Here is a 19,790-nt window from a genome sequence, read left to right on the forward strand (position 1 = left end):
AGGCTGCCGTTTCTTACCGGCAGCCTCGTTCTGGTGATTGTTCAACTATAGTGTCCCGTTAGTTTAATGAATGATTGATGACACCTTTATTACATAAGGTTGGGTATTTGCTTGGGAGAGACGTAAAGCAGCCGAATAAATTACTCGGTCCCTATCCAGATTGGCCGATGGAATTCAAAAAGTCTGCTGCCTGCTGTTAGACAATTAGCTTAGTGTACCTTTTAAAATGCGCGAATCTTGTAAAAAGTTTTGTTTATAAGAAAGTAGCATCCGATGTGAACCAAATTATTCGGTACAGAACTCGGAGGAGTATTGTAGTTTGGATATATATGACCTGTGACAGTTACATTGTTAATTAATTTTTGAACATCAGTTATAGCGACTAGATAGACATACAGATGGCCTAGCCATCCGTCTCTTGTAATTACAATAGACCACCCATATTCACAGCATTCGCAAGTCTTGTCGTATGGTGGGGCGTTATAGCAAGGTACGTAAGGGCCGTTGCAATTTTTTACAATGTCTTCTAGAGTACTCTGATTTACTCGCATTAATTGATTATAATAGTCCACTAACCATTGAGGAGGAGGTATAACTGGGGGGAGTGGGACTAAAATATTTTTATTGTTATCATCGCTTAGTTGTTTATTCATTAATCAATAACTTCCCTTCATAAAATATTATATACTAACGTATGGAAAATGGATGTACAGGTGCCTATCCTTATTATATTTTCCATTTCTTAAAAATAGTGGATATATGTATCATTTATATAGCTCACTACATACAAACGTTACTGCAGGGGAATGATAAGGTCATTAGTAAATCAAGAGGAGAATTCCAATGAATACAAAAGAAGTCTCGCCAACATCTAGAAGTAATTTGAAAATAAGTGTTGAAATAGAATCCGGTCTAGCGAGAAAAATAAATCTTACAGATGACATAGCCCGAAGACTTGATCTAGCCTCGGACCAGGTAGTTACTGTTTATGATTGGGATTTTGGTACCATAAAAATCATTTCTGATGACAACTTCCTATTAGCAGTATTGGAACGAATTCTGGTTCGTGCTATGGATCCTAGCACAGCAGAATCGGATTATGTGACAGTGTCTTGTTTTCTGAGTTCCTATAATTTTCAAGGGTCATTGCCATTTTCCGTCACTCTTTTTGATCGTGAAAAACCTATATGGCAAACAAAGGACACAAATATTTGGGTTAGTTGTAATGAGGATCGGGTATTTACTTATGATGAGAAGATCGATACTAGTGATATATTTGGTCGAATTAGTGGTTGTGGTGTTCAACTGAGGAACGCTGTTTTTACTAGATGTGTAGTAACGTAAGAATGTGTTCAACGGGGGCATCTAAAAATTAGCATCCGTAAATTAAGGAGGGTAAGATCTTCATGAGTATTAATAAAAATAAATCAACAGCTAAAGAAGTTTTAGAACAAAACGACGCAAACCTGGGTTCCATAAAAATAACTTGGACATATAAAGATTTGAGAATTGAGTCAGACGACAATACGTTACTTTGTCTTTTAGCAGACCCTACGGTTAATGCTGTTCATCCGGCTACAAATGAGCAAGATTATGTCATGTTTACTTGTACAGTACAAGCAGGGGGTTGGAACGGGGCACTACCGATGTATCTCTACTGTTTAGATCATAATAAAAGTATAATATGGAGATCAAATGACTTTAACATTTTAGTTAGATGTAACGAGGAATGGGTTTTTGCTTTTGATGAAAAGATTCAATCCAGCGACATTTTTAATTCTATTGATCGAGGTACTTTTGGATTAAGAAGATCTGAATTTTTTCAGTGTTAGTATTTTTGAGCCGATTGTAAAGGACATTTAAAAAAAATTTAGATACATTGAAGAATGATGATCTCTGTGTCCCGTATATAATATAAAATACGAACAAATGTTCTTTTTTGAAGTGAATAAATGAGTGTCAAGCCTCTTTACGACTAAGGGAATCTTGAAATGAATCTGATGAAAATGGAATACCCAATGAACCCTTTTTGATACATTGTGAAACACCTTCTTTTGCCCAAGCATTTACATCGTTTTTTTTAATTGAGATCAATGTTAGATGGCTTAACACTTTTATTTTGTAATTCTCGACAACATCTCTAAACTAAAAAAGTGTTAGCTTTAACACACGCTACCCCTACGCTCTTCTGCCCTATAGTTGAATAGCGGCAGATTTCTATAAAGGGATCTACCGCTATTATATGCTAAAAAAATCGTCGATACATTTCTCTCCTGCGTTCGCCACGAAGTTGTGCGTATATTTGCGTGGTTGAGGCTTTCTCATGACCCAGCATCCCTTGGATGAAATCCAAAGGAGCACCGTTATCAAGGAGTTGGCAAGCATAGGTATGCCGAAAGCGATGCGGGTAAACATTCGTTTCGATCTCACCTCGATCTGCAAGCCGTTTTAATGCCCACCTAATTGTAGGAATAGCCATGCGTTTAGTTGGGTTGGTATCCGTTACGAATAAGGCTTTACAGGTATCTCCACGACTGGTCAGGTACTTCCTTAACCATACTTTGCACTCTGTCGTAAAGTACACTTCTCTCTGCTTGGAGCCCTTACCGTTTACGACTATAGAACAGTTTTCCCAGTTGAGATCCTCGATGTTTATCCTCTCTACTTCCCCGACTCGACACCCAGTACAATAAAGAAGCTCAAGCAGCGCTCTTTCTCTTAATGATTGACACGAGATCTTAAGATGAATAACATCTTCCTCGACTAAAAACTTAGGAATTCGCTTGTCCAATTTGGGTTCTCTTAGTTTTAAAGAAGGATTTGAAGTCAGGTAAGTCTCTTCATACGCATAGCGAAATAGGGATCGGACGAAACGAATTCGATGCCCAAGGCTGTTTGGCTTCAATCGTTCTGCTTGTTTCGCCAAATATTGCTTCAGCATTGGCAATGTAATCTCCGCTATCTCAGGATCACCTAGTTCCGTCATTAGCATTTTGTTCTGGAGGACGTAGGCGTTCAATGTTCTCGGACTATATCCATGAATTCGTTTATCAGCCTCATATAGATGCCACAACTCACTTAACCTCATAATTAAACCTCCCCTTAGAAGCCATTACATCTAGGTTTGCTTCTAAAGAGAGGTTTTAATCTTCTAACCTGCTTGAGCTAGCGTTCCCAGTTAGCGTAATAGTGCTCTAAATCATCCTTTTTCAACTAACGGATAAACGATCGTTGCTAACCTATAAAAATGAGTCTCAATAACCTGCCCACATTCCATATTCATACTTCGAAAAATCCATCTTATGATTCAAAAATGTTTGAAAGAAATCTCTATACTCCTCTGTTATTTTAAAAACACCAAAAACAGGATGCTCATCAGATAAATTAAATATCTTTCGATATTCATCTAATGGCACATTAACTATTTCCTCACTCCCTATAACCAATGGGATTTCAACGCCTACTTCACTCCATTCAACTAATCTTGTGGTATCTTTTTCCTCGAAGTAATACGGTGAACAATATTCCTCTACAAAAAGACCATTTTTTGAAGCGAAATCAATTGCTGTTACAGATTTTTGACTGCTGCCAATGTACATATAATAGTCCCAACCAAAATACACGAAAAAGTTATTTTTGGAAATTAACTGAAAACCAACAAAATTTCTTAATCTCATTTTGCAAATTATGCGAATTTCATTTATGTTTACAAGCATATCTTCTTTAATATTGATCTCGCCAAATTCATTTTCATATAACATAGATGTTTTCGCTTCGTTTGATATCGATGTATTTGATGCTCCTATGACACGCAGAGAATAATGTTTTTTTTCATTTAAAAACTCTATTATTGTCTCTATATAAGCATTTTCAATAAGGAGATAATTTTCTAATGTAAATAAATCTCCATTTAGTACTTTTCCAATTTCAGATGGGCAAATCCATTCATCTAGTAAATAATGACCATTTTCATTTCTAAAAATGGGATTATATTTTGTAATTCTCCATTGATATTTCATGTCAAACACCACCTTTATAAAGGTTTGATTATAAAAACTAGACGCTTTATTATAACAGATGCTTTGATCTTTATTACGCATAACTGCCCGTTAGCGTAATGATGATCTGTCATCTATGGTACGGTTCTACTTAATGGCGCGGCGAATTAATTTCATAAAGCACCCTCACTGCTTATAATATTCTAGCACGTAATCTTGCTTGTGCAGAGTGTTAATGCCCACGGATGTCAAGATCACTTAATGGATAGTTACTACTGCCCCAAGTATAAACAATATAATTGTTAATTAGTTTTTCATCTGCTTTCAATGCTTTGAATTTCAAGTTACCATTAAGAAAATCAATGTTATTACTCACTTGCTTTTCAACGATGTAACTCCATTCATTCTCGCGATACTTTGAATAAAAATGATTTAATTCTTCTAAAGTTAGTTCCGATTTGATTAAAATAGCGCCAAAAAATTGCATTCCATTTCCATTCCCAATTAATTTTCCAGCTGATGATAAATCATCTATCAATTCAGTTTTGTCTGGCAAAGATACTTCTACTAGATCTTTTTTTATGGAATATGCAATATAATTGTTAATAAATGGAGTGGATACGACTAGTAAAACAAGAGCACCTACTGCAATTATTAAAATGATTATGAATGTTTTCTTCAAGTTAACACCTCTCTCAAAAAATATAAATATCCTACTGAACCACACAGGTTCAATACACTTAGAAACCCCTTTTTATTACGCTATGACAGTATAGACGTTAGACATTTTTTAAATTTCAATTTAATGGTATATAATCCAATATCAACATTTCTGTTACTCAGCTAACCTGCCCGTTAGTTGAACAAATAAAAAACGGCTGCCGAAGCAACCGCTATTCCACTAACGTGTCCCGCTAGGTTAAATCAAGACCCTTTAAAAGCCAATAAATCTTTTGTGTTAATATGTTTAATATCAGAAATTTGCCCACTTGTAAGCATCTCATAAAGACCGTCAGGAACAAGTTTATACTGAATGTTTTCTTCAAAATCATATAAGTTCTTCCAAACAGCTATAAACTTTTTGTCCCCCTCAATCCCTTCAAATTCATTCTTGTTATAGTTATCCATTCGACTAAAGCTCGCTTCATAAATAAAATCTTATTCATGTCCAATTTCTCCGTACCAAGGGAAGATGTGCTCGATAATCCCTATCAATTTTGGTTCAATAATATCAATATTAATTTACTCTTTTACTTCTCGTATTACAGCTGATTTGCTATCTTCCCCATACTCAATCGTGCCACCAACTGGGCGAAATGTAATGATACCATCTTCTTCCGGGAATTGTTCAAGTAATATTGATTCTCTTCTTTTAATAATGCAAAGTGAACAAGCTCTATATCGCAAAAAAGGCTTCAATTGTTGGATTCATATTACACCTCATTATTTTTAATTCAAAGTGTTATCTCCCTTCTAGTAAATGCTCTATTAACACTTCTTTACTCTAAGATTTTTCCCAATAGTATATTTCATTTTTTTCTCCTCTTTCCATATATGCATAAAAAGAAAATACACTAACATATTCCATTTGTAAATAACTCCCACTTAACCTACCGTTAGTTGAATGATGAATTATTAGTATACAATGAGTATCTTATCGATTTCTGCAATTTCGCTGATCTTTGATATACCATCGCCGTTTCCTTCAAACAACTTGAGGAAGCGCTCACGCTGACTTTTAATGCTCGCGAGTTCTTTATCAACGGCAGACTCGATGGTGAAGGCCGACAATCTGCGCTGTCAGGCATTGATTTTTTTTCCAAAATAGGTTATTTTATAGAAATCTTAGCGATAAGCAAGTTCCTGACACGAAGGGAGATGTGTTTTAATGGCAACTACTTATATGGTGGTTTGGTCTTAAAACTGAATAGTAGGCATACGCGAAAAAAGCGGGGAAACGCCCCTGTTATTTGGTATGCCATCCGAAGTAACCTTTCGTGAATATTGCTGTTTGCAGGATACGATGAAGGTCGTGTCTTTTTTGCGTCCTGATGCCGCGTGACAGCAGCTTCTTTAGAGGCTGCTTGTCCGTGGCATTTTTGCGTCCAAAAACAACATTAAAGGAGCTAACAAAAAAATTATGATAAATCTGAAAACCTATGGCTATACAGAAATAGAAGCAATTCCCGACGGATTATTGCCCGGTAGGGTGACAGAGCTTCGGCGCGAGCGCTTCACGGTCATGACCGAGCGCGGCGAAGTAACGGCGGTGCTCAAAGGAGCATTCTATCACAGCGTGGAAACACGCGTAGATTTTCCGTGCGTCGGGGATTTCGTCTTGCTGCGCTACAACGAGAGCGGAGATTCGCTCATCGTTACGGTACTGCCCCGCCGTTCCAAGTTCTCACGCGCAGATTACTCAGGGCATGCCGTAGGCTACGCCAAAACCGTGCGGGAACAGGTCGTTGCAACCAACTTTGACTATGTGTTCATTCTTTCTTCTTTGAATTGGGATTTCAACGTTACCCGCCTCATGCGGTACCTGACACAAGTCAGACAGAGCGGCAGTCAGCCAGTCGTCATTCTAACCAAGGCTGATCTCGTTGAAGATTATAATCTCCCGCTCGCAGAAGTTACACAAAGCATCCCTGATGTGCCAGTTCATGCGATCTGCAGTCATACCGGCCTGGGGCTGAACGAACTCACTTCCTACTTGATGCCTGGTAAAACAGTCGTCTTTCTCGGCATGTCCGGCGTCGGTAAATCTTCTCTGCTCAATGCATTGATAGAACAGGACGTAATGAGGGTTCAGGCGATTCGAGAGGTTGATAGCCGGGGGCGGCATACGACAACGCACCGTCAGCTGTTCATGCTCCCCTCCGGAACGATGGTCATCGATACGCCGGGAATGCGTGAGCTCGGGCTTTTTGATGCCAGGGTAGGTATAAGCACAAGCTTTACCGATGTGGAGAAATTGTTCCCGCAATGCCGGTTTGCAAATTGCCGCCATCAGGGCGAGCCGGACTGTGCCGTTCTCGCCGCGCTTGCCGACGGTTCGTTGCCGCGTGAACGGTGGGAGTATTATGTTGCCCAGCAACATGAGCACAAGTATGTCCAGGATAAAACAAGCTACCTCATCGACAAGAGGGCTCGAAATAAAACGATAGCTATGTCAAGCAAGCAAACGAAGAAAAACGGAGGATGGAAGAAATGAATATTAAATTTGAAACGCTGATCTATGCCTTAAGCCGACACTTCAAGAAGGATATTATCTCGGCTGACTGCCAAACCATGCCGTTACAGGGCGGAACTGTGGGAAATGTGCACCTGGTAAACGGGATCGCCGAAACCGCGGATGGTAAAAAAATGCCGTACCGTATCGTGCTGAAAATTCAAAAGAAATGGGAACGTTACAACGATCCGGATTCCTGGCGCCGGGAATATGATCTCTATATGTCTGACTTGGGAACGACGTTCTCGGATACCTTCCGCTGGCCAACATGTTACCATGCGGAAATGAATGCCGAAGAAAATGAATTCCAGCTGTGGCTGGAATATATCGATGGCGTAACCGGTTTAGACTTAACCGGTGACATGTATGAAGAGGCGGCGCTGGAGTTAGGACGCTATCAAGGCAAGCTGTATGCGGAGAAGCCCGCTGTGCTGCAGAGCCTGACAAACCTGAGCCATGCAGATCTCATGAAGAATACGTATCTGCATTACCGGTCGTGGCCAGTCGTCTACGATTATATACGCTCGGAGGACTGCGAATTCCCGCAGCACATGCGGCAAATGCTCATCGACATCGATGAGCACGCAGATGAGATACTCGCCCGCATTGAGCAATTGCCCCTAGTGCTATGCCACCGGGACTTCTGGGTGACCAACCTGATCTATGCCGACGGGAAAATCGCGCTCATCGACTGGGATACATGCGGATGGGGCTACATGGGCGAGGATCTCGCAAGCTTGGTTGCGGATGAAGCGGATATCGATCACATGGTCGAATACTACCAACGATGTGTCCCTGCGTATTACAAAGGTTTTTCGGAGTATGCAGATGCATCCCCTATCGCCGATAATTGCGTCTTCGAATTGATCCTTCTCATGTTCGGGTACAGGCTTGTAGAATGGTATCTCCACACAGAGGACGATGACGAGAAAACAAAGTGTCTTCATACGCTCCAAAAAATCCATGAAATGAAGACCAGCCCTGCGCAGGGTTGACTCTAAAAAAAGAACTCCGAAACCCCTTGAATATAATGGGTTTTCGGAGCTTCTTTCTTTACTCCCATTCGGTGGATCGACAATGGAAATAAAGTTCTAGACTGTCGCTATTTCACTTAACTAACGTGTTCTGTTAGCGAAAAATCTATTATTAACAGTCTTTTTTATAGGACTAAAAAGATTCTAGTTTAATGAATTGTTGTTTCGAGAACTCTGTCCAGATCATGTGATGCTTCAATAATGGCTGGCTCCAAATTACTCAACCATTCGGAATACTCTAAACGTGTTACCATGGATGGATCCTTCCTTAGCTCCTTGCATCTCTTCAAATTATCTTTCCATCCGCTACTAAGATGTAAATGCCCCCAATCTGCTGCTTGGCTTTTAGACAAGATGACACCTTCCTGCCACCAAGCTATAAATTTAGAAGCTAATAGGAGCCAGTCGACGGAATGTAGACTATTTCCCTTGCCAAACTTCCGCATACACTTGGCATATTCCTTAAAAAAACTAATGAACTCTTCCTTCGAATACGATGGAATATTGTCTAGATGGGACTCACCATACAACAAGATACTCTGCTCCTTGATCGTGTGCATGGTGAACAGATCTAATTGATTTTCTGTCCAGTCGGATTCGCGCTTTGTTCCCCACCATAAGCCACTGCCCTTTTCCCCACTCAGCATATTAATCGTAAGAAAGGCACCCTCAAGCATATCGATATAGAGGTTGGGGATTTGTCTATCAACGGATCTTCTAAGAAGGGATGATCTATAATTGGATCTTTGTTTATTTAGAAATTCGATTTCATTTTGGCTTAGGTCCTCTCCAATTACGACGAGAAAATCCAAATCCCCGTATCCCGGGGATAAATCATTGTGTATGGCCGAACCGTAAAGGTAAATGCTTCGCAACTTTCTATTAAGTATGGCTCTCATATCTTTCACAAATATGGACAAAGATTGCTCAAGTATTTCGTCTTCAAAGGATTGGATAAACAATACGATCGCTCCATTATGAATTTCTATTTTTCAGTTTTATCTCAATACTATAAACCTATTGCTATCAGTATAATACTAGCGTTCCCGTAGTTATGTATCTGCGATCACTCACAATAACCCAGTAATGCTTATGGGCTGATATCCGCTAATCTTTCGCCTTCTTTAGATTGTGACAGCATGACATCAGCCTCTGCTACAGCATTACGAAACAATTTGTCTGTCATTTCGATGCGATCTACTATATCTTCTAAGGTTTTTACACCATATAGCTTTTCCAAGATTAGTACCACTTCGACAGGAAAATCCCGAGATGCATGAACCAAGAAGCTGTCAGCTTGGAATGGTGTATAGATTATCCGAAGTACATCTACAAGTGGATTCACAACATACTTATGATAGTAAATCAACGACTCTAAAAAAAGCCCGCGTTTGGTATATTTGACAGCTCGGTTCCTTTGACTGTAAATACCCTGAGCACGTATCAATTGTGATTGAAGTTGTGAATGGTGAGTCGTGTGATCAACGTTTTGATACTTCACGATACCAGTCTTATCTATCAATATAACGGGTACGACAGTTTTGTCTTCGTTAATGAATAAAACAGGGACACTCTCACTTTGGATCGTCACGTCAACTAAGAGACTATCTGATGACTCCTGTAGGTGGTAAACCTTGTAGCGGTTATTTGTGGGTCGACCAGTTTCTTCATAGGCAATATCTACTTTTCCTAATCGACGCATACAGGCATCCAACCGGGTAATTGCAGAATCTATGCAGCCTTCTTTTGTATAGCACACCAAATCGATATCAGAATACTCGTCCAAAGTTTTAGTACCATCTGAACCCTCTAGCCAGATAGCTAAAATATAATTTTCAATTCCAAGGTCTGATACAATTGCGTTTAGAATGGTCTCACGGTTAATCGTCATAGCTAAACCTCCCATGTATTTTCATATAATAATAGTTTTATCACCGGTTTACTCCTGTCATTTTGGAAAGTTTTCGTTTTAAACTCTCTTTTTTAATAATTGAATCTTTTCAAATAATCACTAATTATACTCTGATCCTGATGCCACCATAACATTGGAAAATCATACTTTTTTGCAAACCCTAACTTTTTCGCTAGCTGTATTGATCGTTCATTGCCAGCGTCACAATTATAATTCGGCACTAGATTATGGTTCAGACAATGTTCGATAAATGCTACACCCGTGAGTGTTGCTAGCCCTTTATTCTGGTATTCATCCACGGTTACGATATCAATAGCTGCATACCCTCCACCCACAAAATAAGAATTGCAAACACTTGCAAAATCATCATCCATCACAAGACAGTAACCAAACCCTCGATCCGAAAAGTGTTGTGCCGAACTCCATAACGAATCATAAGAAGCGTCCATTTCATTCTTGTATTTATCGAATAGCGCTTTATCCATCCGTTTCATAACAAATTGTTCTGGCAATGCGTTAGGTTTTTTTAGATGTTGGAATTTGGATAGATCGAATGTAAAAGAAGAACGGTGCAATAATACGGTCTTTCCCGCTAAACTTTCGCTAATTTGAAACAGTAGTTCGGGTGTTGAAGCATAAAGATCGTAATATTTTGAATGATTTTGATCATTTCGCAAAAATTCAACTACATCGCTCATGAAGCACTCATTGTCGCCCCTCTTAACCAAAAAATACTGTCCATATGAATTGATAATAAGACTGCAGGTAGGATTTTCGTTGTGATCAACAAACACTTTTCCAGATTGATTTCGCTCAATTACGGAATACGCAAACACAGGTTCATATGCTAGATTTTTCAACAGTGGCAGAACGTGTGCGTAGTTTTCTTTAGATAATTCTATCATTTCATCTCTCCTTCAAATTTCATCATTAGATAAGTTCCTTGTTAAATTAACCTGAACACAGTTGAACAAATAAAAACGGCTGCCGAAGCAACCGCTATTACACTAACCTTCCCCGTTACCGGAATGTATCATCTCGAGCATAGTAATTCATACTTCATCTTCAAATATACTTTTTAAAATCAAATCTGCGCATTCTTCGGAAGTGTTTAAATGTGTATTGACAGTACAATTATACTGGATATCTTTTGCCATTATTTTGTGTTGCCAATCAGATTGGTCTTCGGTTCTATTTTCTCGTGCAATATTTCTCTGACGGCAAATGTCTAAAGGGCAAAACACTTCAACAATGTATAATGGGTAACCAGAAAATATATTGTTCACTTTTTCATAATGCGGTTTCAACTCAGGCCTTTCTACCATAATGCCATCAATAAGTACATTTTTACCATGGTCAGAAAATAATTTGGCTGTATGATACATCATGATAATTGCTTCACTTAAATACTTCCAATAATCTTCACGAAGATAACGTTCACCTATCATTTCTTCAAAAAGGTCATTGGCAACAACATAAAAAAATTCATGCGATTTTAACTGTAAAGCATCTACTATTGATGTTTTTCCAGAGCTCGTAACACCGTTCAAAAATACGATTCTACCCTTGTTCATCCTGTTAATGCCCCTTATTAATTCAATTAATCTCATTTTAATATTTAAACTGTAAGTCTGGAAATAAAAAACAACTATAATTGAACTATACTACCGTTAGTGAACAAATAAAAAACGGCTGCCGAAGCAACCGCTATTCCTCTATCGAGTCCCGTTAGCACAGCGAAGTGTTGTTACTGCACTAAACTGAACAATTATTAATCATTGCGAAAAAATACTAAGCACCAAATTGTCTTAAATGATGGTCTAGATGTTTATAAATCCCTTTACCCCATTGCTCAGGAGTAAACTTGCCGAAAAAAGGATGCGGATGGGATGAACATTTCTCCGGACCGTTTCTTTGGAAAGTTAAAATCTTTTGTTTCAGTTTTTCTTTTTCTGTCATAAAGTCTCTTTCATCTACAATAAGTATGGTCGGAATTGTTGACATATTGTGTGGTACCGGCTTGTCATTATAGAAAATAGAATTCACAAACCTTCCTATTAACCTTCCTAGCCAATATCTAGGGGGAAAGGAATTTCCCAATGCGATATCTTGAAATGCTGAGCAGTGAGCCAACATTTGAGCAACATTCATTGTTCCCCATTGTGGTTTTGAATTTGGACTTAAATTCTCGATGCGGTTCAGTATTTCTGCTGTATGCAATTCATTATATATATTTTCCATTGGCACGCTCCATTAAATTTATCTGAGGAAGTTCATATATGGTGTAGACCGATGCGATTTCCTGCATAATCTAGAACCTTCTGGTTTGTCTATTATATTTATAATTGCTTCAGTACAATTCGACAGCACGTTGTCATTCTAATATTTACCATTTCCCATCAATCTATTCTTTGCTCACTATCCTGCCCATTAGTTGAACAAATAAAAAACAGCTGCCTAAGCAACCGCTAATCTACTAACGTTTACCTGTGTCGTCCCTCATCAACCCTATTCTTCGCCAGTACTCTTATGTCTTCGTCATCATCGTTCAATAAAATAGTTAAAACTCGAAATGTCGCTTTTTTGTTATAGACAATTCGTTTTCTAATTGAGCTATCTAAATCTTTTGCCAGTTTCATTTGTAAACTTTCTGGTAGTCGATTTTTTGTAGCAACATTAAATCTAACCCTTTCATCTGCATCGTCAGCTAGAATTTCCATAATCTCAATAGGAATTGCTTTATTATGTGCTACCCATTCACGCATTTCAGGGTACGTTTCAATTACTTGTAACCAAACCTCAAAAGGTGCTTCATCCCATGCAGCCTTCAGATATTCCTCCATGTTATCACTAAGCCTTAACCTTACAAATTCTTCAGCCGAATTAATCATCATTCAACCCCGATAAACAGATTTATTCACATTTTAACATAAAAATTTAGTTCAACTAACCTGCCGTTAGTTGAACAAATAAAAAACGGCTGCCGAAGCAACCGCTATCGGTTAACTTTCATCTTTGAAATGAAAATGTTCATGATGGATCGTATCCATTCCAACCAACTTACTACTCTTTCTATGGTAATATGCGAAGTTATTATTTAGCGGCATTCGAAGTAATTGATAATTGTGATCTCTTGGCAAAGCTTCGACTTCATTAATGGCTAACTCACGTGTGGAATAATACCGATTGGAAAGAAATTCGGAAAATCAGTTGAAGCATCAGCAACGAAAATCCCCCAAACATAATCATTTGGCATATAATTCACCCGTCTCCTTTATCGCTCAATAAGACAAAGAGCAGCTGCCGCGGCGATCTGCTCCTTGTTTTAAGTAACTTTAGTTCCCCGTTAGTTGAACAGACTCGAACGGCTGCTACCAGACACTGTTAAACGATTAAAAGGCCATGATTTTCCGCTTTCGCTTTTCTTATTTATCTTCTTTTGGCATTGGCAATGGTACTTTCCAATCCAGGTCATAGCTCTTTTTTGCCAATTCTGAAGTAAGACTGAGCTTTTGAGGGAGTTCTTTCATTTCATCGCTTTGCAATTTTATTCGGATATGGTTTCTGCCTTGTTCATCCTTTCCAATCATTTTAAAATCTCCACCTGTTACATTGTATATTTTGTCCTTTTCATCCTTTATAGTCCAACCAAAACGATTAATAATTTTATCTGTGTCATCATCCACTAAGATCGTATCTGCTAGATTAATATATGATATATCCTTTAAATAAGCCTCTAGTAAAATAGTAGCGTGCTTCTCATTCTTTGTAGATGCTTCATTTAATGGTTCGTCAAAGGTTACGGACATGATCTCAATCGTTTTGCCATCCTCATTTACTCTTACAGGTTTTTCAGCAAGCTGTTTTGGCTCAAATGATACGCCTAGCGCATACGGTTCTGTTTTTTCTAAAGAATCCAATACTAGTGTATATTGATGATCAGGAGACAGGGGAGCAAATCCATACTTCCGATTAGAATGACCGTATTCTCCCACGGCCTTGCGTGAAATATCAAGCGCCCTAGTTAAATCTTTTACTTTCTCTCCTTTTTCATTTTCAACATGAAAATTCAGTTTATAATCATCATAGCGAACATAAGGATCAACTGAATCTAGTTTTCCTTTCACTTGTTTACTTTCCTCTACTAATCTTTTCTTTGCCTCTTCCGTCCATTTCGTTTCATAATCCACACGGGCAGCAGTCGGTGAATGCATAATGCTATTTAGATTGATTTGCAGTCCCTGTGGTGTGGTATACGTCATATCGATTGGTAGCACCTTTGATGCCTTAATTGCTTTTTCTAAATCAATAGGAATCTTTAAGGCCCAATTTCCTTTAACTGAGTCGATCTGATTCCCCTCGAACTGTAATAAAAGGTTTTGTTCTTCTGTTTCCCCCGGTTTTTTTAGAGTGAGATATCCGTAATTTTCTTGGATTTCTACCATATACGTTTTAGTTTCTTTAATTACATTCCCTTTCAAATCTGTTACCTCTACGTTACTTATGTGAAGCTTATCCGGATGAATAAAGTTCTTTTGCTGATCCTTGATCGAATAAACAGCCACAATTCTCATCGGATCAGCTAATATCTCCTCTATTTCAAGAGTATAGCCCCGATCAGTAACAGAGGCATTTACCTTCTGTGAAAAACCTTCCTGAGCTGCATATTGCAGTTCTTTATCAGAACCATTAAATAGCGATTTAACATAGGCCGCAAAGGTAGGACTCACCGATATCGTTAAAAGCAAAGCGCAGCTGATTAAGACAGGAAGTACCAAAGTGCCTAGTAAACGCGACCTTTTTCTTTTATAGGCTACCACTTGGTCAGGAATCACAAAACTAGGCTGATCCAATTCTCCAGCAACATTTTTTAGAGTTTGTGCAATTTGTTTGTCAAGATTAGTCATGCATGTTCACTCCCATCTCGGTAAATACCTGTGTTTCTTTGTTAACTTGTATTTTTTCAGCAATTAAGTTTCTGGCCTTATGTAGCCTTGATTTTACCGTTCCCTCAAATACACCAAGGATTTTTGCAATTTCAGCTATACTAAACTCCTCATAATAGTAAAGGATAACTACTGAGCGATGTTTCAGCGTCATCATCTGAATCGCTCGCCAAATCTGTTGCTCTTTCTCCTTTTGAAGAATACTCTCCAATGGGTTTTGCCCAGGGTCAATAGAGTCCAAATATTCTTCCGTATTTTTCTTTCTACGCACCATATTAAGTGCACGATGTGTCACAATTTTTATAAACCAAGCTCGAAACGATGTCCCTTTTCGTTTATCATATCGATAAAGTGATTTATACGCTTCCCATAGTGCTTCTTGAACGGCATCCTGAGCTAGATGATAATCATGGACGATCAAAAAAGCGACTCGAAATGCACTAGTTAAGTGAGGTTGAACAAGTGTTTCAAAATCAACTGGACCTCCTTCCTTGGGTATTGGAAAATGATGATTTTCTTTCACTTAAAAGACCTCCTCGTTTTTCCTTTCACTTCTTATTCACCAGTTCTCGTATTTTGGTTCATAAAAAGAGGAAAAAACTTTTCCCTCACTTGGGTAAACTGCTACTTGCGAGGTTATCAATAAATTTCCCCTTCTTATCGGTGGCACTCAAATATATACTGCAGCGAAAACGATAAAGGTTGGGGAGTTTAGGAAAAATTTATTCAACTATCCTTCCCTTTTAGCTTAATGCCGCTCCCAATCTAGTTCTAGATTAGGCTTCTCATCAAATAAAAAAAGACCGTTTCGGTCTTTTGTGCAACTTCGAACACCCCAACTCATGTTACAATACAACCTGAACTCATACTTTACGAAGGCGGTTGATACTGTTGATTTACATCATCAAATTTGTATACAGCTTTGTGCTTCCTCCAGGACTTTTCATCCTACTTCTGCTCGGTCTTGTCATTTGGTTATGGAAAAAGAACCGTCGCCCTGCGCTTGCCCTGCTTGGCGTTACACTGCTTATGTATTTCTCCATGACTTCCTTAGTCAGCGATGCGTTAATCGGAGGTTTAGAACGAAAATATCCTCAACCGGATACATTGCAAGGAGATGTCATCGTTGTGCTTGGTGGAGGTGCAAGCTCTGGGACACCGGATATTGATGGCGAGGGCAACTTATATGGATCAGCAGCGAATCGGCTAATTACAGCTGTACGACTTCATAATGCGAGTGGTATACCCATCCTATTCTCTGGTGGACAAGTCTTCTCCGACAGCGGCAATGAAGCGGATATCGCCAAAAGACAACTCCTTGGACTCGGTGTCCCCGAAGAGGATATCCTGACCGACAATCAATCTCTTAACACGGAGCAGAATGCTGTAAATACCGCCGCAATCCTACAAGAGAAGGGACTTAAGCGTCCTGTACTAGTCACATCAGGGTTTCATATGCCCCGCTCGATGCAGCACTTCAAGAATGCAGGGCTAACAGCGCAAGCTTTTCCTACAGATTATATCGCCAGCGCTGAATTTTCGTTGCAACCCTCAAAGTTCACTCCTTCGCCAGGAGCCATCTCCACTACAGGCACAGCCTTGAAGGAGTATTTAGGTCTTCTTGTTGCTCATCTATTTAATTAGATCTGTGAATTTCGCATTTGTTACCCCTGCAAGAAGCTGCGGTGATACATCCATTTGTTGACCAATTTTTCCGGCGCTAACGGCTATCGTTTCCTGACTTTCTGCGCTGCTATCAATGAACGTTGGATATAGCTTTTTCATACCGACTGGTGAACATCCACCACGGATATAACCCGTCCACTTCTGCAAGTCCTTCACTGGCAGCATCTCAATCTTTTTCTCTCCGGCGGCCTTGGCCGCCTTTTTGAGATCCAGCTCCTCAGCAACCGGTATAACAAATACATAAAGATTTGCTCCGCTATGAGCGATCAAAGTTTTAAAAACCGTCTCTGCCGCCTTTCCAATCTTCTCCGCAACTGCTGTACCATGGATTAGTCCATCCTCGTTGTCATAAAAAAACACTTCATATCCAATTTTCTTCGCATCTAGCATTCGCATCGCGTTGGTTTTGGTTATTGCCATTTCTGATCTACCTCTCTTTAATCTATTCAATACCATATGGTCAAAGAGGCCCCAAAGCCAACATGGCTCACAGGACCTCTTATTGCTGCGTTCCCATTAATCTCTGGGATAATTAACTTGCATAATATCCATAAACGGAACTTTTTCGATACCTTCGTTTTTACTGATGTGTACTTTTCCTGTCCGCGAGTCCATTTCTACAATCGTTCCGCGCACCTGTTCTTCTTTTCCCCATACGGTCAATAAAATCTCAGAACCTTCTTGCTTCGCTTCAACTAGCTGATTGCCTAGCTCCTCAAGTACAAATTCATCTCTTGTGGGCCGCTTGGCCACTTTTGCTTTTGCCACTCTACTCCTCCAATAAGCGATTACAGGTATTAAGTATTTTAAAATACTAAGTATGAATGCTCTCGTTTATTATATCATGTTTCAGTTTAAGGCTCGAACCCCTTCTGGCTCAAGAAAAGCTCATCTTCATTAAAAACACTCCGGAGTCCATCGTACACCCTGCGATAAGCCGCCGGATCGTACCATTCTTCCAATTGCAGCTCTTCATAAAGGGAATAAATACCTAATCTCCGTGTCCGTTTGCCCCCACTGCCATCTCCCATAAAATAATCGTCGATACAGACCCTATCCACCAAACCCCTTAGGATCTCTGGAAAAGAAGTGCTGCTTGGCAATACCGGAGCGATGGTTGCTTGAACAGGAATGCCCGCTTCACGCAGTAATTTCAGTGTCTTTAATCTTGCAGAAATGGGCGGAGCACTTGGTGTGAATTTTTTGCGAATATCTTCACGATCCGTCTCTACAGTCATACTCACGCGAACCTTGTCTTCTAAGCGTAATAATAAATCTATATCTCTGCGTACGAGCGGACTGCGCGTCTGCACGAACAGAAAATCGGGCGGGGTCTCCACCATAACCTCCAGCAAAGCCCTGGTTACCTGCTCCTTGTGCTCTATCGGTTGGTATGGATCTGTACTAGAGGACATAAAGATGGAGACCGGTCCTTTGGACTTTGCTTTCAGGAGTTCTTTGCGTAAGATAGCTGCAGCTTCTTGTTTGACATCTACCCACGTTCCCCATTCTTCTTGGCAAAACAGTGAAACAGGCATTTGACGCACATAACAATAAGAACAGCCATAAGTACAGCCGGTATATGGGTTTAAAGAATGACTATATCCGTTCAGATAACCCGTCCCTTTATTTAGTAAGGTCTTTGGGGTTTTGTACTGGATCTCAATATTCATAATTCTAGAGCACTCTTTCCACTTTCCAAATTAAGCAGCCTAGTCTTCATCTCTAATCCCCCGCGGTAGCCAGTTAATGTTCCATTCTTGCCAATGACTCGGTGGCAGGGCACCGTAATTAGTATCGGATTTGCACCTATGGCCGTCCCTACCGCGCGTACTGCAGCAGGCTTTTGAATATGTGTGGCGATGTCCGAATAAGACCACGTTTGTCCATATGGGATTTCACATAACGCTTTCCACACCGCGAGTTGAAATGGAGTCCCACGATAGTCAAAAGGAATGCTGAATGCCTGCCGTACCCCTTGCAAATATTCGATCAGTTCCTGTACAAATGGAACCATTTTCTCATCGTCCTGCACCAGTTTACTTTCAGGAAATCTACGGCTGATCCAGTCACTCATTTCTTCGAATGGCTTCTGCTGCGACCCCACATAACTTAATCCTTTCTCCGACGCTGCGATATAGAAACTCCATTCCTTATAAGCTAGCAATGTCCAGTATATGATTGCACTTGGTCTACTCTCCATTTTTCTGTACCTCCAAGAATAATTCAGAATGATTCGTTAATTCTAATTTGTTAAGCTGTCGATACTTCATTGGGGTAAGCCCCGTCTTTTTCTTAAATAAGGTAATAAAATACGACGTATTTGGCAGACCCACATGTAATCCAATATCAGCTACATCCCGATCCGTGGTAACCAAATATTCAGATGCCTGATCGATTCTCTTTTGCTGTATATAATCCACTGGAGTGATTCCCGTTACTTTCTTGAAGGTTCGATGCAGATGATAAGGGCTTCCATGACAGACTTCTGCCAGCGTTTCAAGAGTAAGAGGTTCATGATAATGTTTGTCGATATATTCAGTCATTACAACCACCCATTCCTTATCCGGTAGCCGCTCACCCGTCGGTTTGCATCTTTTACAGGGACGAAATCCAGATTCTAATGCTTGTTCTGCATTTTGAAAGATACGTGCATTCTCTCGATTAGGTGCTTTGGACTTACAGGAAGGTCGGCAAAAGATTCCCGTAGTCTTCACAGCATAAAAGAATTTTTCGTTATAAGCTGCATCATTTTGCAAAATAGCCTGCCATTGCTCCTCAGTCATCTTTTCCACTTCTCCACTCTTATCCATACGATTCACCTCTAAACCAAGTATACCCCGCTACTGGGTCATCTGTACTCATTCTAGAATGTAAAAGCAAGATAGTGAAATACAAGAATGGTGAGATTGCTCGTAATTACACTTTGTTTATCGAATCCGCACTTCCTTTGTCAACCTTGCAGGGAGCAGCAATTGAACA

Annotated in this window: 22 protein-coding genes; 5 read left to right on the forward strand and 17 right to left on the reverse strand. The window is 39.7% G+C overall.

Going from position 1 to position 19,790, the window contains the following annotated elements; translation table 11 throughout:
• Positions 1–843: 843 nt before the first annotated feature.
• Positions 844–1,344: a hypothetical protein gene (locus tag MKX41_RS12055; protein WP_339265411.1), complete on the forward strand. Its 501-nt coding sequence runs from the start codon at positions 844–846 to the stop codon at positions 1,342–1,344.
• 62 nt (positions 1,345–1,406) lie between these two features.
• Complete coding sequence (locus MKX41_RS12060; protein WP_340970673.1) at positions 1,407–1,832, forward strand: hypothetical protein; 426 nt, start codon at positions 1,407–1,409, stop codon at positions 1,830–1,832.
• Between the two features lie 413 nt (positions 1,833–2,245).
• Here the strand turns inward: MKX41_RS12060 and MKX41_RS12065 are convergent, their stop codons facing one another.
• The 4 genes from MKX41_RS12065 to MKX41_RS12080 form a co-directional block, all read right to left on the reverse strand.
• The gene (locus MKX41_RS12065; RefSeq protein ID WP_340970675.1) at positions 2,246–3,088 is read right to left on the reverse strand and encodes a tyrosine-type recombinase/integrase; all 843 of its coding nucleotides are present in this window, start codon (positions 3,086–3,088) and stop codon (positions 2,246–2,248) included.
• Positions 3,089–3,254: 166 nt separating this feature from the next.
• Positions 3,255–4,019, reverse strand: a complete 765-nt coding sequence (locus MKX41_RS12070; RefSeq protein WP_340970678.1) for a DUF7683 domain-containing protein — start codon at positions 4,017–4,019, stop codon at positions 3,255–3,257.
• A gap of 211 nt (positions 4,020–4,230) precedes the next feature.
• Entirely contained in the window at positions 4,231–4,680 is a 450-nt protein-coding gene (locus tag MKX41_RS12075) for a hypothetical protein (protein ID WP_076300632.1), read from the reverse strand.
• 242 nt (positions 4,681–4,922) lie between these two features.
• Positions 4,923–5,126 carry a hypothetical protein gene (locus MKX41_RS12080; RefSeq protein WP_340970682.1) on the reverse strand — a complete coding sequence of 68 codons (204 nt, stop codon included), beginning with the start codon at positions 5,124–5,126 and terminating at the stop codon, positions 4,923–4,925.
• A 1,012-nt stretch (positions 5,127–6,138) separates the two neighbouring features.
• Between MKX41_RS12080 and rsgA the strand changes: the two genes are divergently transcribed.
• Positions 6,139–7,212, forward strand: a complete 1,074-nt coding sequence (rsgA, locus tag MKX41_RS12085) for a ribosome small subunit-dependent GTPase A (RefSeq protein ID WP_340970683.1) — start codon at positions 6,139–6,141, stop codon at positions 7,210–7,212.
• Positions 7,209–8,225 carry an aminoglycoside phosphotransferase family protein gene (locus tag MKX41_RS12090; protein WP_340970686.1) on the forward strand — a complete coding sequence of 339 codons (1,017 nt, stop codon included), beginning with the start codon at positions 7,209–7,211 and terminating at the stop codon, positions 8,223–8,225. The genes rsgA and MKX41_RS12090 overlap by 4 nt, the downstream gene beginning before the upstream one ends.
• Before the next feature lie 188 nt (positions 8,226–8,413).
• On the opposite strand, the gene MKX41_RS12095 is transcribed toward MKX41_RS12090, so the two are convergent.
• The 8 genes from MKX41_RS12095 to MKX41_RS12130 all read right to left on the reverse strand — a co-directional run bounded on the left by MKX41_RS12095 (position 8,414) and on the right by MKX41_RS12130 (position 15,645).
• Positions 8,414–9,226 (reverse strand): hypothetical protein, encoded by an 813-nt coding sequence (locus MKX41_RS12095; RefSeq protein ID WP_076300627.1) that lies wholly within the window; start codon positions 9,224–9,226, stop codon positions 8,414–8,416.
• A 128-nt stretch (positions 9,227–9,354) separates the two neighbouring features.
• Entirely contained in the window at positions 9,355–10,155 is an 801-nt protein-coding gene (locus MKX41_RS12100) for an aminoglycoside 6-adenylyltransferase (protein ID WP_076300626.1), read from the reverse strand.
• 92 nt (positions 10,156–10,247) lie between these two features.
• Positions 10,248–11,081 (reverse strand): GNAT family N-acetyltransferase, encoded by an 834-nt coding sequence (locus MKX41_RS12105; RefSeq protein WP_339796549.1) that lies wholly within the window; start codon positions 11,079–11,081, stop codon positions 10,248–10,250.
• Between the two features lie 147 nt (positions 11,082–11,228).
• The gene (locus MKX41_RS12110) at positions 11,229–11,750 is read right to left on the reverse strand and encodes a phosphotransferase-like protein (protein WP_076300624.1); all 522 of its coding nucleotides are present in this window, start codon (positions 11,748–11,750) and stop codon (positions 11,229–11,231) included.
• Between the two features lie 217 nt (positions 11,751–11,967).
• A complete protein-coding gene (locus MKX41_RS12115) occupies positions 11,968–12,417 on the reverse strand; it encodes a DUF1569 domain-containing protein (protein ID WP_042189271.1) in 450 nt (149 codons plus the stop codon).
• A gap of 242 nt (positions 12,418–12,659) precedes the next feature.
• Complete coding sequence (locus tag MKX41_RS12120; RefSeq protein WP_340970693.1) at positions 12,660–13,070, reverse strand: hypothetical protein; 411 nt, start codon at positions 13,068–13,070, stop codon at positions 12,660–12,662.
• A 531-nt stretch (positions 13,071–13,601) separates the two neighbouring features.
• On the reverse strand, positions 13,602–15,083 hold the full coding sequence (locus MKX41_RS12125; protein WP_340970695.1) for a DUF4179 domain-containing protein: 1,482 nt from the start codon (positions 15,081–15,083) through the stop codon (positions 13,602–13,604).
• On the reverse strand, positions 15,076–15,645 hold the full coding sequence (locus tag MKX41_RS12130; RefSeq protein ID WP_339241986.1) for an RNA polymerase sigma factor: 570 nt from the start codon (positions 15,643–15,645) through the stop codon (positions 15,076–15,078). Before MKX41_RS12130 ends, MKX41_RS12125 begins: the two co-directional genes overlap by 8 nt.
• Before the next feature lie 368 nt (positions 15,646–16,013).
• Here MKX41_RS12130 and MKX41_RS12135 point away from each other — a divergent pair, with 368 nt between their 5' ends.
• A complete protein-coding gene (locus MKX41_RS12135) occupies positions 16,014–16,766 on the forward strand; it encodes a YdcF family protein (RefSeq protein WP_340970697.1) in 753 nt (250 codons plus the stop codon).
• Here the strand turns inward: MKX41_RS12135 and ybaK are convergent.
• From ybaK to MKX41_RS12160, 5 genes are all read right to left on the reverse strand, one after another.
• A complete protein-coding gene (gene ybaK, locus MKX41_RS12140) occupies positions 16,755–17,228 on the reverse strand; it encodes a Cys-tRNA(Pro) deacylase (RefSeq protein WP_076300620.1) in 474 nt (157 codons plus the stop codon). The genes MKX41_RS12135 and ybaK overlap by 12 nt on opposite strands.
• 96 nt (positions 17,229–17,324) lie before the next feature.
• Entirely contained in the window at positions 17,325–17,576 is a 252-nt protein-coding gene (locus tag MKX41_RS12145; protein ID WP_042189285.1) for a YolD-like family protein, read from the reverse strand.
• Between the two features lie 86 nt (positions 17,577–17,662).
• On the reverse strand, positions 17,663–18,481 hold the full coding sequence (locus MKX41_RS12150; RefSeq protein ID WP_076300619.1) for an SPL family radical SAM protein: 819 nt from the start codon (positions 18,479–18,481) through the stop codon (positions 17,663–17,665).
• Positions 18,478–19,011 carry a methylated-DNA--[protein]-cysteine S-methyltransferase gene (locus MKX41_RS12155; protein ID WP_076300618.1) on the reverse strand — a complete coding sequence of 178 codons (534 nt, stop codon included), beginning with the start codon at positions 19,009–19,011 and terminating at the stop codon, positions 18,478–18,480. The genes MKX41_RS12150 and MKX41_RS12155 overlap by 4 nt, the downstream gene beginning before the upstream one ends.
• Positions 19,001–19,621 carry a bifunctional transcriptional activator/DNA repair enzyme AdaA gene (locus MKX41_RS12160; RefSeq protein ID WP_076300617.1) on the reverse strand — a complete coding sequence of 207 codons (621 nt, stop codon included), beginning with the start codon at positions 19,619–19,621 and terminating at the stop codon, positions 19,001–19,003. Before MKX41_RS12160 ends, MKX41_RS12155 begins: the two co-directional genes overlap by 11 nt.
• Positions 19,622–19,790 lie beyond the last annotated feature (169 nt).

It is taken from the genome of Paenibacillus sp. FSL R5-0475 (genome assembly GCF_038004585.1).
GTDB lineage: Bacteria > Bacillota > Bacilli > Paenibacillales > Paenibacillaceae > Paenibacillus_AQ.

Excerpts from the sequence above, each read along its gene's own strand:
- MKX41_RS12055 (WP_339265411.1), top strand. The coding sequence starts at position 844 with ATGAATACAAAAGAAGTCTCGCCAACATCTAGAAGTAATTTGAAAATA.
- MKX41_RS12060 (WP_340970673.1), top strand. The coding sequence starts at position 1,407 with ATGAGTATTAATAAAAATAAATCAACAGCTAAAGAAGTTTTAGAACAA.
- MKX41_RS12065 (WP_340970675.1), bottom strand. The coding sequence starts at position 3,088 with ATGAGGTTAAGTGAGTTGTGGCATCTATATGAGGCTGATAAACGAATT.
- MKX41_RS12070 (WP_340970678.1), bottom strand. The coding sequence starts at position 4,019 with ATGAAATATCAATGGAGAATTACAAAATATAATCCCATTTTTAGAAAT.
- MKX41_RS12080 (WP_340970682.1), bottom strand. The coding sequence starts at position 5,126 with ATGGATAACTATAACAAGAATGAATTTGAAGGGATTGAGGGGGACAAA.
- rsgA (WP_340970683.1), top strand. The coding sequence starts at position 6,139 with ATGATAAATCTGAAAACCTATGGCTATACAGAAATAGAAGCAATTCCC.
- MKX41_RS12090 (WP_340970686.1), top strand. The coding sequence starts at position 7,209 with ATGAATATTAAATTTGAAACGCTGATCTATGCCTTAAGCCGACACTTC.
- MKX41_RS12100 (WP_076300626.1), bottom strand. The coding sequence starts at position 10,155 with ATGACGATTAACCGTGAGACCATTCTAAACGCAATTGTATCAGACCTT.
- MKX41_RS12105 (WP_339796549.1), bottom strand. The coding sequence starts at position 11,081 with ATGATAGAATTATCTAAAGAAAACTACGCACACGTTCTGCCACTGTTG.
- MKX41_RS12110 (WP_076300624.1), bottom strand. The coding sequence starts at position 11,750 with ATGAACAAGGGTAGAATCGTATTTTTGAACGGTGTTACGAGCTCTGGA.
- MKX41_RS12115 (WP_042189271.1), bottom strand. The coding sequence starts at position 12,417 with ATGGAAAATATATATAATGAATTGCATACAGCAGAAATACTGAACCGC.
- MKX41_RS12120 (WP_340970693.1), bottom strand. The coding sequence starts at position 13,070 with ATGATGATTAATTCGGCTGAAGAATTTGTAAGGTTAAGGCTTAGTGAT.
- MKX41_RS12125 (WP_340970695.1), bottom strand. The coding sequence starts at position 15,083 with ATGACTAATCTTGACAAACAAATTGCACAAACTCTAAAAAATGTTGCT.
- ybaK (WP_076300620.1), bottom strand. The coding sequence starts at position 17,228 with ATGGCAATAACCAAAACCAACGCGATGCGAATGCTAGATGCGAAGAAA.
- MKX41_RS12150 (WP_076300619.1), bottom strand. The coding sequence starts at position 18,481 with ATGAATATTGAGATCCAGTACAAAACCCCAAAGACCTTACTAAATAAA.
- MKX41_RS12155 (WP_076300618.1), bottom strand. The coding sequence starts at position 19,011 with ATGGAGAGTAGACCAAGTGCAATCATATACTGGACATTGCTAGCTTAT.
- MKX41_RS12160 (WP_076300617.1), bottom strand. The coding sequence starts at position 19,621 with ATGGATAAGAGTGGAGAAGTGGAAAAGATGACTGAGGAGCAATGGCAG.